Source organism: Shewanella algidipiscicola (assembly GCF_900380485.1).
GTDB classification, from domain to species: domain Bacteria; phylum Pseudomonadota; class Gammaproteobacteria; order Enterobacterales; family Shewanellaceae; genus Shewanella; species Shewanella algidipiscicola.
In genome coordinates, this window is the sequence record NZ_OXJV01000016.1 from 169,678 (window position 1) to 184,960 (window position 15,283).

Here is a 15,283-nt window from a genome sequence, read left to right on the forward strand (position 1 = left end):
TATAACACTAGGAATAGACTCACGGCTGAACGGCTAACTTATGCTGTATAAGAGCAACGCTCTCTGTAACCATGGGGAGTTTGCATCGCCCTTTCAAACGGCAATACGCTTGTTTCAGTGCCATTTAAATTTCAGGAAGCACTTTAATCTCAAGCATCTTATCGACATCGATCAGTTTAGCCACTGCCATGAGTTCTTCCCTTGTCACCGCAGGCAAATCTTCAGTAGTGATCCTATTAGAATCAATGATATCAGGGTAAGTTTGAGCCGTTGATGTCAAACTAAACCAATAACCGTTACTCTCGTTTTGCTGTTCGACTGCCTCAATTATGGGGGTTACAGCTCGCTTGAGCTCATCATCGCTGATTAAGTCTGTTTGCAGAGATTTTAGCACCCTCTTATAGACTGAAAAAATCTCGTCAACTTGAGCAACGGTTGTATTGCTATTTATCGCCAAATAACCGAAGTCCTTAAAATCATATGATTGCATGCGATCAACCCATGGACTATAAGCGGCACCGATGGCCTCTCTAATTTCACTTGTTACACGTTGCTGAATCACATTTTCCAACAATAAGAAATGCAACGCTTGTTTGCTATCACGGGCATCTGGCAGATCCCAATAGCCACTGGCAAGAGCTGTATTTTTTTCCCCTTTGTGATACCAAGTTACTTCCTCCTTAATGATTGGCGGAAACGCTATCTGATATCGCTCAGTTGTTCTGCTAGCCTCTATGGCCAGAGCACCAAATGTTTCGGCTACGTAATCAATAGCCTCTTGGGGAGAAATATCTCCAACAATACCTACCTCTATTGGACCATTGGAAATAGCGTCATCCATTATTGGTTTCAAGTCAGACATAGAAAACGCACTAAGCTCTTTTATGGATGGTCCGGACCACCGCCCATCTTCGCCATGTAATTTAGACCCAATATTATAAGCCATTACCTCTTCAGGGCTTTTTTGGTATGACGCTAAGTAATTATTGAGTGTCTGAATCGCAAAAGTTTTTCCCTGATCACGATAGCCACCATCTACCATTAACGCCGTATAAACCCTAAGCTGATTAAGTGCATCTTCACTTTTTACCGCCTGTCTAGAGATAAATGCAGAAGTATCTACACTCGAATCGAGTCCCATGGTCGAACCCGTAAATATACGCCTCAAATCATTAATATCATGGGCTTTAAGCCCACCAGTGGCCATACCCACATTATAGAGGTAAATTAATGGTGACTGTTCTTTTTTTAGTCCCATCAATCCGTTACCCACCCGCACAGATATATATACAACACTTTGCTCAAAATCAGTTTGCTTAACATTAAGCATGACACCATTATCAAATCGATAGCTCAGTATCCCACCATAATCAGAAGTGCTAACTAATTGCGCTTTACCTAGCTTACCAAAGTCGGTGTAAGCAAATTCAGTTCCCACTTTATCCTCATAACGCGCCACACTGCCAAGCTGACTATGAGAATATGCTTCAACTACCTTCTGCTCTAACCCCTGTGCATTGCTTCGCTCAGTCAAATGAATACGAGGAGGCTGTGTACCCCATCTAATGCGAAAAGCCTCATTAATCGATTTGAGCGTCAGCTTGTGACGTAATTGATTAAACAAGGATAGTGTTAATTCTGCCGATATAATAACACGAGTATTATCTACAGCATGCATGACGCCGTTGGCGATCGCAGCATTAGTCGCATCTACTGCGGTTTCAACATTAAGCTGCAACTCTTTTTCTAACTTATTCAGCTGACGCTCAATTTCGGCCTGACTAAACCCATACTCCGTTATCTGGCGTAACGATTGCGTCATAGTATTGAGGCCATATATCCAATCTTGGTCAGCTGTAGCCAACCCAATTTGACTTACGCGCACACCCCCTAGCTCAAAATCCGATGAAATACTGGGAGCCATAATACGGCCACCACTTTCATACGTTAACAGGTCAATACGATATGCTAATGCTGCCAGTCCCAACATATTGGTCCAATTTTCTAAAATGGTTTCGCTGCTGATAGCCTTAAGCGATTCTTTTTCGATAAAGTTAATCTCAATACGAGAGTTTTCATTTGGATCACTAAAAACTTTAACTTCAGGTTTCTTAGGTAAGATAATTTTAAAAGTAGGATCGATGACTGGTTGAAATTGATCATTACTCCAATCTGAAAAATAATGTTTAACACGTTCAATCATTTTTTTATGAGTAACATTACCGACTAAAATCAAGGTCGTATTTTTTGGGGCATAAAAAGTTTGATAAAAACTTTTTAAATCTTTTTGGGTGACGTTATCCATCCCTTTGATTGTCCCCAAACCAATTTTATTAGGCAGATCAGCTCCGGCGTAAATGAAGTCCGCTACATCAAGCGCCCGCGCGAGTGCAACAGATTGACGTTCGCGTACTTCAGACTTAATAACCTTTCGTTCCCTTTCTATTGCCTCTTTATCTAAAGTTAACTCAGAAGCCGTCTCTCGCAATAAAAACAATGCCGTATTAATACTATCAATGTCAGCCTTTGGTAAGTCGAGTTGATAATTAGTATTAGTCATACTCGTGGTCGCGTTGGTATCTGCCCCAAATGCTAAACCGTGTCTTTCAAGCATCGCAATCATCTCACCTTCAGCGACATTGTTTGAACCATTAAAGGCCATATGTTCCAAGAAATGAGCCAGCCCAGGATCTTGCCCTTGCTCTTGAAATGAACCTGCATCGACTAACATACGTATGGACAATCCCTTATCATCATGATTTTCAACTGTAATCACACGTAAACCGTTATCCAATAAAACGCTTTGATAGCGTGAATCCAGAGATACATCGGTTTGAGGGAACCACAGAGCCTGCTCATTCACAGCAGAGGAAGCGGCCAGAGGGATCCACAATAGAGAGACAAACAAAATATTTACAAACTTACAATTGCGCATAATACAAATACAACTTAGATTCAAAATGAGTATCAAAGGCAAGACTATAGCGGTTTATAAGGCTTTTGGTCTAGCCCTAAACCTCTCCATAGTCTGTAAATAGTTAGGGGTTAAGGAGATGGTCACGGTAAAACGGCAATCTGCACTTTACACAGGATTTACATTGACAGTTTAGCGACGCCTCCCCCCATCGGACTTAGCCAACATTACCGACGCCTTAATTACCCTCTATTTATCAACAATCTCATTAACCAACTGTATTAATAGACTTTTAAAGTTAATTTATCGTCCCATCGCTCGATTATATATTCTTAAACTTATTTTTTTAGCCGATCACCTTGCAGTCATATACGTTGTTAATCTTACCAAATCCGTTTATTTGTCAATTAAAAGTATTAACTCACACCCACCAAATGAGAATGATTTGTATTTACGATTTATTGCGTGCTAATTTACTCGCCGTTACCGAGACAGAGACTGCAGGAAAAAATAGCCTAAGGACAGCGTTAAAAAAATCACGTTCATCACTGCAAGAGTGATGACCACATAGCTATTTAGACAGCTGGATTTACGTCCATAGGTAACTGTTCACTGGATAGGCAGCATGCTGCCAAAGGAGAAGTAAGTGACTAATAAAAAAAGGGAAATTGATAGTGAAGTCTTTGAGCTACTCGGCATTGGCCCATTCAATCTTGGTCTCGCCGCCTTATCAGAACCTATCGAAGGCTTTAACTGCTTTTTGCTAGATGCCAAAACCAGTTTTGACTGGCATCCAGACATGCTACTCAAATCCTCAAGTCTATATAACCCCTTTATGTCAGATTTGGTGACCATAGCTGCCCTGCTGCACACGGATCATGAAGATAAAACACTGATTTCGGCCTTAATAATGGCCTCAGGCTTGCCAGCCAAAGAGTGGCTAAGCCGTTACATCAACTTGTATTTATCGCCCTTATTGCCCGCGTTTTTCGCCTACGAGCTGATCTTTATGGCGCACGGGAAAAACCCGATCTTAGTGCTGGATGAATATGTGCCGATGAAGATTTTAATGAAAGACATAGGCAAAGAAGTCGCGCCAATCCATGGCACGATGCCGCTAACTGAAACTGATGGTGTAAAACCTCTTGCGGTAAGCCTTGAAGAAGAGATGAAACTTAACTACATCTTACTGGATATTTTTAACTGTATTTTCCGCTGTTTAGCACCGCTGCTCGATGAGCAAACCAGCGTCAGTGAAAGCCAATTCAGAGAATTAGTGGCAGACAATATACGTAATTACCAAGCCCTACATCCACATTTGGCCGCCAAGTTTGCTCAAAACGTTCAGTTTAAGGACAACTTTGTACGCACGTGCCTCAATCGTATCCAATTGAATAACAACCAACAAATGATAGATCTCGCCGGCAGGGAGAAAAAACCACGCTGCGCCAGCGGCATCGACAATCCCTTGGCGGCCTTGAGCAATGCCATGCCTTTAAGCGCCCCAAACTTGGCCGCGCTGAGTCGAAAACACGTTAACGCGTAATATAGCGAATAGAGCCGACACTTTCTGAAACTTGACGAAACGTTTGTGTGGGCCACTTATTGGCCCGCTTTATTTAACCCCAACCTAAATGGAATTAAAGATCACCATTATGAAGACTTTTCCTCTCTCCAGCATCGCACTCGTCTGCAGACAAGCCCTCGTTAACCCAAAGCTACTGCTGTGCTCAGCCGTGTTAGCCAGTGTGCCCCATGCCGTAGCAGACACTGTCGATGCGGATGGTAAGACTAAGAAACACCAGAAAGAGATTGAAATCATCAATGTCATTGGCGCCAAGGATTTACACGACAATCGCTATAAAACCCAAGCGATGAATACAGCGACGGGGCTCGATTTATCCTATTTAGAAACGCCGCAGTCGGTCACGTCTATCACCCGTCAAATGATGAACGATCAACAGCTTAATAGCGTGATTGATGCTATGACCAGCGTTGCCGGGATCAATGCCCGCCCTATGGATAATGACAGATACAGCATTAGTGCTCGCGGCATTGCCGTAACCAGCATACTGTACGATGGCGTGCCCACCACCTACGACACCCGCTTCAACTATGGCGATAATCTGATCGACACCGCCATCTACGAGCGAGTTGAAGTGGTGCGCGGCGCGACTGGCCTCATGACGGGAGCCGGTAATCCCTCGGCGGCCATTAACCTTATCCGTAAACGCCCGACCCAAGAGTTTATGGGCAGCACCTCGTTAAGTGTGGGCTCATGGAATAATGTGCGTGGTATGGTCGATGTGTCCAGCGCCTTAAATGATTCAGGTTCTGTGCGCGGTCGCGTGGTGGCCGCCTATCAGGATAAAGATTCGTTTCAAGACAGATACGAGCAGCAGCGCACCACGCTATACGGCATAGTCGAAACCGATATTGGCGATAGCACCTTGTTCACCCTAGGGGTTGATTACCAAGATGCCACACCGAGCGGCACTATGTCGGGCGGTTTACCACTTTTTTACAGTGACGGTAACCGCACTAACTATGATCGCGCCACTTCAACAGCGCCCGATTGGGGCTCGGCGCATACCCAAGGCCTCAACACTTTTGCGAGTCTCGAGCACAGGTTTGATAATGGCTGGAACCTAAAAGGGACTTACACTTATGGCGACAACTCATTGCAGTTCGATGTGCTATGGGCCACAGGCTATCCCGATCCTATCACCAACATTGGCGCCACTGCAGGCTCTATCGCCTATGTCGACGGCAGTCGCACCCAACACAATGTGGATTTACGTGCCGAAGGACAATTCCAACTCTTTGGTCAGGAACATCAATTGATGTTTGGCTGGAATGGTCAGCGACAAGAATTTGCCAATCCCTATTATTCCCCCACTGCTGCAGTGCCGCCACTGGGGGATTTTCGCGATCCAAACTTCCAGTACCCTAAACCTCAATGGCAAGATACCTCAGACATTGGCTCATCTGGCGAAACCAAGCAGAGTGCCGCCTATGTGGCGACTCAGCTTAATCTCAGCGATGCCTTAGCTGTCCTTGTCGGATTACGCCTCAATGAATGGCAAACCGACCAAGATAACTTTGGCAGCCTATACGATTTCAGCATCAGCAACGAACTCACCACTTACTTTGGCCTCACTTACGCTCTGACCGAGCAATATTCGCTCTACGCCAGCTATACCGACATTTTTGCGCCGCAAACTAAGCAAAGAATCGATAAAAGCTACCTAGATCCGGTCAAAGGAAAAAACTACGAAGGCGGGATTAAGGCGAGTCTATTCGATGAGGCCTTAGATATGTCACTGTCGGTGTTTGAGATCAGACAAGACAATGTCGGAGTCCGCACTGGCGATGTGATCCCTGGTACCACAACACAAGTGTATGAAGGCGTAAACGGTACAAAAACACAGGGATTCGAATTTGAATCGACAGGTAAAATCACTGATGATTGGAATGTTTACTTAGGCTACACCCAGTTCACCACCGAAGACCCAGATGGTAAACGCATCAGTACCACTTCACCACGTCAGCAATTAAAACTCTTCACCACTTATACCTTTGGTGGTGATTGGCATAAATTGCAAATGGGAGCAGGGGTTAACTGGCAGAGCCGAGTCTATCAAACGGTCAATTCGCCACTTGGCAAAGTCGAAGTAGAGCAAGGCTCCTATGCACTGGCAAGTTTGATGGCAAGTTACGCCTTCACCGAGCAGCTTAAGCTTAGCGCCAACCTGCACAACGCCTTAGATAAAACCTACTACAGCCAAGTCGGTCAATACAGCCAATTCCAATACGGTACGCCGCGCAGTGCCAGCTTAACCTTGGACTATCGCTTCTAAGTCAGACTGTTATTGAGATAGTTCGAAACCCCTTGTGAGTTCAAGTATTGAGCTCACAAGGTCCTCATCTATCGGACTTATCAATAATAACGGGGCTTATCAAGCACAGCGGCAATCAATCACAGCCATTAAGGAGTCATTATGGCAAGCCAACGGGGGAGACACCAGACTGCAACTATTGCGCGAGACCTCGCTCAGGCACGATGCTTTGAATCACATCATTTTGACATTCAATCAGCTGTTACATGAGCGGGCCCCTTCTATGGCGAGCACCTAAACTCAACGCCCTCAACCACTGGGCTCAGTTGCAATGAATGGAGCTGTGCCGATACCTATTAAACACTGCTCGCGCGTTTTGCCATAGCACACCCTACGCAGAAACTCTGACTAAGATTGAATCCGAAACCGATATAACAGTTGCAACCTGCCAAACGCCCGCTTTCGCCAGTAGAAGAGACGCTCGCAAAACGCTGCGTTCACTTTGGGCCCAATGGTATTTTGGCCAACTAACAAGATAGACACTGACGTACATTCGCCATTAAACCTATATCCGCCGCCAGTTAATAAAAATAACCCCACCAGCATCAGGTAGTCTTTACGGGTTATCCTTAGGTTTATTCACAACGGTCTTGTTGTTAGCTGACTTAGTATTCCTTACCATGCAGCCTCCAAAGCAATAACTCACCCAAAGTTATGCTTTTAAAAACCAAGCATAACTATAAAAGCTGGATGCAGTATGACTGCTAATAGACACGGTAGGACGATAAATCATTGATTTTATAAAAAGCAGATAAGAAAAAAGACGCCCTAGGACGTCTTTTTTCTTGAATTTGGCGGTGAGAGAGGGAGTCGAACCCTCGATACGTTTCCGTATACACACTTTCCAGGCGTGCTCCTTCGGCCACTCGGACATCTCACCGTATCATTAGCGTTATCGGAACCTTAAGATTCGATGCGGCCAACGGAGCGACACTTTACGCAAATCACTAAACTGGGTCAAGCAATAAAACAACTGTGTCAAGCATTTGCGTAATAGTTCACCAGTTTTCTTGTTTCCCAGCCCTATTCTGGTTTGGCTCTGACGAAAGTGTCTTATATCTGTGGTGTACAACATGATGCATATGCAAGCAAGCTGATGAAAACCTAAATTGCATACCCAACTCACTAGTCAGTGAGTTACTTAAACTTACTCACGAGTTGTGACATAGCGCTGACATCGTTAAGCAAGGCTTCGTTTAGCTGACTGAGCTTATCGGATACATCATGGGTGTTACGATAAATCTCACTTATCTTCATCGCATTTTGATTCACCTCTTCAGAGACAACCGACTGTTGATGTGTTGCCGCTGCAATTTGCTCGTTCATGCTATCGATAACACTGACTTCATTCACAATACGCACTAATTCTTCACCGGCGCGACGAGACTCGACAACACTAGTCTCGGCACGCGCCTTGCCCGCTTCCATCGCTTTTACGGCGAGCAGTGCACCACGCTCTAGACGCTCTGTCATGCTACGGATATCTTCTGTGGATGTCTGCGCTCGTTGAGCGAGGTTTCTGACTTCATCGGCCACCACGGCAAATCCACGTCCCATCTCACCGGCGCGCGCTGCCTCTATCGCGGCATTGAGTGCCAATAAATTGGTTTGCTCGGCAATGCCGCTGATCACGCTAAGCACATCGACAATCCCTTTAATATCTTTATCAAGATGATTGATTGCCACTGCCGCTTCATCAATTTCGATAGCCAGCTGATTGATTGACTCAGCCGTACGCTCTACTTCTTGGCTGCCCTCTTGGGCTTCTTTATTGGCTTTTGCCGACGCTTCTGATGCTTGCACCGCATTTTGAGCAATCTCTTGTACCGTGGCACTCATCTGCGTCATGGCCGACGCAACTTGATCGACTTCGCTATGACCTTGAGTGACATCTTCGCGCATATTGCGCGCATAGCCTTCCATCTCTTGGCAAGCATTAAGCAGGCCTTTGGTGTTAGTGCGCACCGTGCCGATAACCGTTTCAAAATCTGTCATCATGTGGTTAAACGCTTGTCCCAATTGCGCGATCTCGTCACGTCCAGATACGGCTACCCGTACACTCAAATCATAATGTTGCTGCGATTCAGTCACTTTATGGTATAGGTTGCGCAGTGAACGATGCAGATAACGACCGATGAACAGTGACAGCACAATGACAACTAAACCTGAGGCCAACATCAACACGATGGCGCTGATCATCAAGGTGGTAGCTTGGGTCAAAGCTGCACGGGTATCAGTTAACAACTCGTTGGATAAGCGCAGCTCAAATTGCCGCAGGGCTTCGATTCTCGCGGTCGACTTGGCAAACCATTGAGTCGAACTGTTAGCTTGTAGCTGTTGTGGGTCTTGGCTAAAGGCGATACTACGTAGCTGATTTACCTCGGTAAAAGTAGAAGAATTAGCAAGTTGTTGGTACGCAGACTTAACCTGAGGAGTCGCCAAAGCCAAGAAGCGCTCTTCATAGGTATTTTGCTCTGACACTAGTGTGGCAAATTTAAGAAACATAGTTGGTTTAAAGCTTGGGTTACCAAACGTGGAGCTTAATACAGCCCGCTCGATTCCGGCACGTTCTTTCATCTGCAAATATGCTGCAAAACTAGCAGATTGAATGGCAATAGCACGGTTATCCCCCTGCAAGCTAGCGTGGTCAACAATGGTCAATAAGGCGGCATTGAGCTCGCTATAATACTGCACTTCTTCAGCCACACTAATAGTCTGTTGATCGATACGCCGGCGCACCTCATCGAGTCGATTAAGCATACTGTTAACCTTGTTCATCTGAGTTGTAAAACCCGCTGGGATGGTGTGGTTCAACGTAAAAGCGCTAAATGTATTGACTTGTTGATCGCTGAACTGACGTTGGTTAGGCAACTTATCGGCAAACGCTTGCCCTTTTGACCCAAGAAATCCTGCGCTCATGCCGCGCTCTTTTTGCAATTCATGAACTAAATTACTGTTCACCTGCGAGAACTCAGCCAGAGTTTCTATTTGGCTAAGTCCTTGCTGTATTTGATATTGACCATAAACAACGTATAAGCCAAAAAATAACGCCCCAAGAATAGGCGGCACGATAACAAGTAACAGTTTGTTTTTTATTGAGAGATTACTTACCCATTGCATATTCATGATTGGTTATCCCTAACGCTGCATGTTTTAAGCCATTGTATTATCATCTTTAAGACGCTCCGTAGTGTGAACCAATGGCTCGCTGTATGAGGTCTTAGTTTATAAACACTAGCACACAATCCAAATGTAATGAAAATGCCAACAAAACATAAACTAAAGCCAAATCCAGTGAGACAGAGTCTATTAAGCCTTCAAGCAATGAAGTGCAATGCGCTTCTGCTCTAGCACTGCGCGGCATTAGAACAAATTCAGCCATCAAAAAAGCGCCTTTAAAGGCGCTTTTTTTGTGTAATATCAAGTTTACTTAGCTGTTGGATAATTTACAGCCTTATTGACCACTTTTCAGCTACTCCGTGGCGGTGTTAGGCATTACCTTTAATTTGCATATTTAACGTTTTGGCAAAGTTGAGCATTCTGTCTAACGGTAACAAGGCCCTTTGACGCAAAGACTCATCGACAAATATCTCATGTCGTGCACGGTCACTGTCACTTAACGCTGCCTCAATGGCTTGTAGGCCGTTCATCGCCATCCAAGGGCAATGGGCACAGCTTCGGCAGGTTGCTCCGTTACCACCAGTGGGCGCCTCGATTAATGTTTTGTTAGGTGCAGCTTGCTGCATCTTATAGAAAATGCCCTTATCAGTTGCCACGATAAAGGTGTCATTATCCATTGATTGTGCAGCTTTAATCAACTGGCTGGTTGAACCCACCGCATCGGCTAACTCGACGACACTGGCGGGTGACTCAGGATGAACTAACACGGCTGCATTTGGATGCAGTGCTTTGAGTTCACGTAATGCCTTGGCCTTAAATTCATCATGGACAATACACTCACCTTGCCACATCAACATCTCGGCACCAGTTTGCTTGGCAATGTAACTGCCTAAGTGTCTGTCTGGGCCCCAGATGATTTTTTTACCTTCGCTATCTAGATGCTCAACAATTTCCAGTGCAATGCTAGAGGTAACCACCCAATCGGCGCGGGCTTTGACCGCTGCAGATGTATTGGCATAAACCACGACGGTATGATCGGGATGAGCGTCGCAAAAAGCACTGAAGGTTTCGATGGGACAACCCACATCCAATGAGCAAGTTGCATCGAGGGTGGGCATTAAGACGGTTTTTTCTGGGCTCAATATTTTTGAGGTTTCGCCCATAAATTTAACCCCAGCTACAATCAATGTCTTAGCGGGATGATCGCGCCCAAATCGCGCCATTTCAAGTGAGTCAGATACACAACCGCCAGTCTCCTCGGCTAATGCCTGGATCTCTGGATCGGTATAGTAGTGGGCTACTAACACCGCGTCCTTTTCTTTTAAAAGCTGCTTAATACGCGTCTTATGATGCTGTTTCTGCTCATTATTTAGCGGAATAGGCTTAGCGGGAAATGGATATTGTATGTTTGCAATACTTGGAGCTAACTGACTCATGCTTAAACCAAAAATAGTGGATTAATTTGCGTCATTATACTTAATTCAGGCCAAAGATTAATAGCATTAAAAAAAAAGAGCGCTAAGCGCTCTTTTTCAAAAAAACGTTTTGTTAATGCATAGCCAGCAGCATCTCTTGAGGCTGTTCAAGATACTGTTTCCACAAATTACAGAAACGTGCAATCGTGCCGCCATCGATAACGCGATGGTCGCCCGACCAACTCACTTGCATGATCTTACGAGCCTCCACCTCGCCCAGCGCATTAAAGCGCGGCAACGTTTGCAATTTCCCCAGCGCCACAATCGCGACCTCAGGTTTATTGATGATAGGCGTTGCGACTGTACCGCCTAATGCACCAATATTAGAGATAGAAATGGTACCACCTTTAAGGTCCTGCGGGCTCACCCTGCCACTTCGTGCATCTTTAGTTAACCGAGTGATCTCACTGGCCACGTCAAGAATCGATTTAAGCTGTACATCTTTAACATTAGGCACCAATAAACCCACTTTAGAGTCAACCGCCATGCCTATATTGTGTGAAGCAAAGAAGGTTTGCTCGGTGCAGTCGTCATTAACACGGCTATTGATATCGGGGAATTGACTTAAGGCCAACGACATCGCTTTCATAAAAAACGGCATCATAGTGAGCTTTAACTCATCACTAGAATAACGCTGCTTTAACGATTCGCGCAGGGCAACTAACTCGGTTAAGTCTAACTCTTCGCAATAGGTGAAATGCGGTATGGTCGATACCGACTCCATCATCATCTTCGCCATCACGGCGCGAACGCCCCGAATGGGCTCGACTCGATCAGGTAGGTGGCTCACTGGTGTGGCGATCTGCTCGGCGCTGCTGGCAGCTTTAGCCGCTTTGGCTTTAACCGCTTCGCCACCACGATAACGCTCGACATCCTCTTTATAGACGCGGCCATGTTTGCCCGTACCAGGCACTTTGGCTAAATCGATATCATAACTGCGTGCCAAACGTCTTACTGCTGGGCTGGCGAGTGCTTTACCATTGCTAGGTAATGTCCCCTCGACGTCTAAGGTGTCATTACCTGTCGCCGCATTATCAGCACTAGCGGCATGCGGTTGCGACACAGCTTGCGCTGCAGGCGCCGACTCCACCTCCACTTCAATAGCAAATAACGGTGAATGCACTTGGGCAAGTTGCCCTTTACGGTAATGCAGTTTGACAACCTTACCACTCTTTATGGCCGGAATTTGCACCAGTGCTTTGTCGGTCATGACATCGGCAATGGGTTGGTCTTCAACCACCATGTCGCCTTCTTTGACTAACCAATCCACTAATTCACATTCGACAATCCCCTCGCCAATATCAGGCAGTAAAAACTCTTCAATGGCGGTGCTTACGGCACTTATGCTGGCATCATCTTGCGATGAATAATTTTGAGTGCTAGCTGAATTAACGGCCTCCTCCACCGATAATTTAGTCTCAGCAACATCATCCATCTCCACCGAATAAAGCGGTGCATGCACTTTTGCGACGTCGCCTTTTTTGTAATGAAGTTTTTTGATAACACCTGCATGGGGTGCCGGAATTTGCACTAAGGCTTTGTCTGTCATGACATCGGCAATGGGTTGGTCTTCAACCACTATGTCGCCTTCGCTCACCAGCCATTCGACCAGCTCGCACTCAACGACCCCTTCACCTATATCGGGTAAAATAAATTCTTTAATCATGCCTGCGCTCCTAATATTTCATCGATGCTTTGATCGCTTCAAACGTTTTGAGCGCATCTGGCATATATTCTTTTTCGTGCACCAAGGGGTAAGGCGTATCTAGGCCACACACTCGGCTAATGGGAGATTCAAGATACAAGAAACACTCTTCTTGAATCGTGGCGGCAATTTCACCTGCGAAGCCACCCGTTAATGGCGCTTCGTGATTGATGAGCAGGCGACCGGTTTTCTTAACTGACGCCGCGACTGTCTCCACATCCCATGGGGCAAGTGTACGTAAATCGATGATTTCGCATGAAATGCCCTTTTTGGCTGCCATCGAAGCTGCATTTTCGATGATCTCCATCTGCGCCCCCCAAGCCAATAAGGTGATATCTGTGCCCGCTTTAACCACTTCCGCTTTACCTAGCTCTATCTCATAGGCGCCTTCAGGGACTTCACCGACACTGGCGCGGTACAAGCGTTTAGGCTCGAAAAACACCACAGGGTTATTGTCGCGAATAGAAGCCAGTAGCAAGCCTTTAGCCTGATAGGCATTTCGTGGCACAACCACTTTTAAGCCTGCAGTTTGGGTGAAATAAGCTTCAGGTGATTGTGAATGATAATGACCACCAGCAATACCTCCACCATAAGGCGTGCGGTAAGTGATGCCACCGACGTTGAATTCGTTACCACTGCGATACCTAAACTTGGCCGACTCGTTGACGATTTGGTCAATGGCTGGAAAGATATAATCGGCAAATTGGATTTCGGCAATCGCGGTCATGCCGTTTGAGGCTAAACCGTTAGCAAAACCGGCAATGCCTTGCTCTGTCAGTGGGGTATTAAAACAGCGATCGCGGCCAAATTTTTCCTGTAAGCCTGAGGTGGCACGAAACACACCCCCAAAGTGGCCTACATCTTCACCAAACAATACTGCTTTCTCGTCGGTTTCCATTGCAATGGTCAAGGCATCATTGATGGCTTGTAACATATTGATCTTTGCCACGATTTAGACTCTCCCTGCACTATTTGGATAGGACTCTGGATATTTCTTAATATGCTGTTTAAGATTTTTGAGTTGCTGCTCGAGACGCGGCGTTGGCGTGTCATACACATCGGTTATCAGTTCATCTATGGTCACAACAGGCAGTTTCTCTGCCACTTTAACCGAGGCTAACACCTCTTGACGATATTTTTCATATAGAGCGCTGTCATCGCTTTCAGCTAGCCAACCTTTATTGATCATCCACAATTTAAACCGCTGCACGGGATCATGTTGTTGCCACTTCGCCTCTTCTTCTTTGGAGCGATAGCCAGAGGGATCATCTGACGATGAATGTGCGCCCAGGCGATAAGTCATCGCTTCAATGAGTACTGGCGCATTATGCTCTAACGCATAGGCTCTGGCTTGCTGGGTAGCGGCAAGCACTGCCAACATGTCGTTACCATCAACGCGAATCGTGTGCATACCATAACCGACGCCTCGGCTGGCAATACCATTGCCGGCAAACTGCTCGCTGGTCGGCGTTGAGATGGCATAGCCGTTATTACGACAGAAGAAAATCGTCGGCGACTTAAGTACGGCGGCCATATTCAATCCGGCGTGAAAATCTCCCTCAGAGGCGGCACCTTCACCGAAGTAACAGATTGCAACATTACGTTTGCCCTGCATTTTAAGGCTATAACCGACCCCTGTGGCTTGTGGTATTTGCGTTGCTAGTGGCGATGAAATGGTTTGATAATGCAAGGCACTGCAACCATAGTGGATCGGCATTTGACGGCCTTTTCCCAGATCTTTTTCATTGCTGAACATCTGGTTCATAAACTGCTCGGTGGTAAAACCACGGTAACGCAGCGCGGCATGCTCCCGGTATTGCGCTAAGATAACATCTTCATCATCGAGCGCCGCGACACTGCCAACAACCGAGGCTTCTTCACCGGTGCAGGTCATGTAAAAACTGATCCGTCCCTGGCGCTGTGCGCCTAACATGCGTTCATCGAGTACGCGAGTAAAGACACAGGTGTCATGAATTTTTTCAGCTAAAGCTTGGTCGATCACGGGTAATACCGCTTCTTCGAACGTGGTGCCGTCTGCTTGAAGGATCTTCAAAATCGGGATTGATAACGAATCTTTATCAAGAAAGCTGACCCGATGGACAGTTTCTGTCGTGCTCTTAGTGTTGCTCATACTATTCTCTTATCAGCTGAGTTTTCTTGTTATTGAGTT

General features: G+C 45.9%; 7 protein-coding genes, 1 tRNA gene and 2 pseudogenes. 3 read left to right on the plus strand and 7 right to left on the minus strand.

Annotation, left to right across the window (positions count from 1 at the left end; all coding sequences use genetic code 11):
* Positions 1 to 124: 124 nt before the first annotated feature.
* Positions 125 to 2,935, minus strand: coding sequence for a M16 family metallopeptidase (locus DN599_RS11035; protein ID WP_110457675.1), 2,811 nt, complete (start codon positions 2,933 to 2,935; stop codon positions 125 to 127).
* A gap of 625 nt (positions 2,936 to 3,560) precedes the next feature.
* On the opposite strand from DN599_RS11035, the pseudogene DN599_RS11040 reads away from it, so the two are divergent.
* The 3 genes and pseudogenes from DN599_RS11040 to DN599_RS19075 all read left to right on the plus strand — a co-directional run.
* Positions 3,561 to 4,453: pseudogene (locus DN599_RS11040) on the plus strand (IucA/IucC family C-terminal-domain containing protein).
* A 95-nt stretch (positions 4,454 to 4,548) separates the two neighbouring features.
* Complete coding sequence (locus DN599_RS11045) at positions 4,549 to 6,774, plus strand: TonB-dependent siderophore receptor (protein WP_162599198.1); 2,226 nt, start codon at positions 4,549 to 4,551, stop codon at positions 6,772 to 6,774.
* 141 nt (positions 6,775 to 6,915) lie between these two features.
* Positions 6,916 to 7,283 (plus strand): annotated as a pseudogene (locus tag DN599_RS19075) (iron reductase); the annotation flags it as partial.
* Positions 7,284 to 7,605: 322 nt separating this feature from the next.
* Here the strand turns inward: DN599_RS19075 and DN599_RS11055 are convergent.
* The 6 genes from DN599_RS11055 to DN599_RS11080 form a co-directional block, all read right to left on the minus strand.
* Positions 7,606 to 7,693: transfer RNA gene (locus DN599_RS11055), tRNA-Ser, on the minus strand.
* Positions 7,694 to 7,950: 257 nt separating this feature from the next.
* Positions 7,951 to 9,939 carry a methyl-accepting chemotaxis protein gene (locus tag DN599_RS11060; RefSeq protein ID WP_110457677.1) on the minus strand — a complete coding sequence of 663 codons (1,989 nt, stop codon included), beginning with the start codon at positions 9,937 to 9,939 and terminating at the stop codon, positions 7,951 to 7,953.
* A 362-nt stretch (positions 9,940 to 10,301) separates the two neighbouring features.
* Positions 10,302 to 11,369: a quinolinate synthase NadA gene (nadA, locus tag DN599_RS11065; protein WP_110457678.1), complete on the minus strand. Its 1,068-nt coding sequence runs from the start codon at positions 11,367 to 11,369 to the stop codon at positions 10,302 to 10,304.
* 112 nt (positions 11,370 to 11,481) lie between these two features.
* Entirely contained in the window at positions 11,482 to 13,074 is a 1,593-nt protein-coding gene (locus DN599_RS11070; protein ID WP_110457679.1) for a dihydrolipoyllysine-residue acetyltransferase, read from the minus strand.
* A gap of 10 nt (positions 13,075 to 13,084) precedes the next feature.
* Positions 13,085 to 14,062, minus strand: a complete 978-nt coding sequence (locus DN599_RS11075) for an alpha-ketoacid dehydrogenase subunit beta (RefSeq protein ID WP_110457680.1) — start codon at positions 14,060 to 14,062, stop codon at positions 13,085 to 13,087.
* 3 nt (positions 14,063 to 14,065) lie between these two features.
* A complete protein-coding gene (locus DN599_RS11080) occupies positions 14,066 to 15,244 on the minus strand; it encodes a thiamine pyrophosphate-dependent dehydrogenase E1 component subunit alpha (protein ID WP_110457681.1) in 1,179 nt (392 codons plus the stop codon).
* Between the last annotated feature and the right edge of the window lie 39 nt (positions 15,245 to 15,283).

Excerpts from the sequence above, each read along its gene's own strand:
- DN599_RS11035 (WP_110457675.1), bottom strand. The coding sequence starts at position 2,935 with ATGCGCAATTGTAAGTTTGTAAATATTTTGTTTGTCTCTCTATTGTGG.
- DN599_RS11045 (WP_162599198.1), top strand. The coding sequence starts at position 4,549 with ATGGAATTAAAGATCACCATTATGAAGACTTTTCCTCTCTCCAGCATC.
- DN599_RS11060 (WP_110457677.1), bottom strand. The coding sequence starts at position 9,939 with ATGAATATGCAATGGGTAAGTAATCTCTCAATAAAAAACAAACTGTTA.
- nadA (WP_110457678.1), bottom strand. The coding sequence starts at position 11,369 with ATGAGTCAGTTAGCTCCAAGTATTGCAAACATACAATATCCATTTCCC.
- DN599_RS11070 (WP_110457679.1), bottom strand. The coding sequence starts at position 13,074 with ATGATTAAAGAATTTATTTTACCCGATATAGGTGAAGGGGTCGTTGAG.
- DN599_RS11080 (WP_110457681.1), bottom strand. The coding sequence starts at position 15,244 with ATGAGCAACACTAAGAGCACGACAGAAACTGTCCATCGGGTCAGCTTT.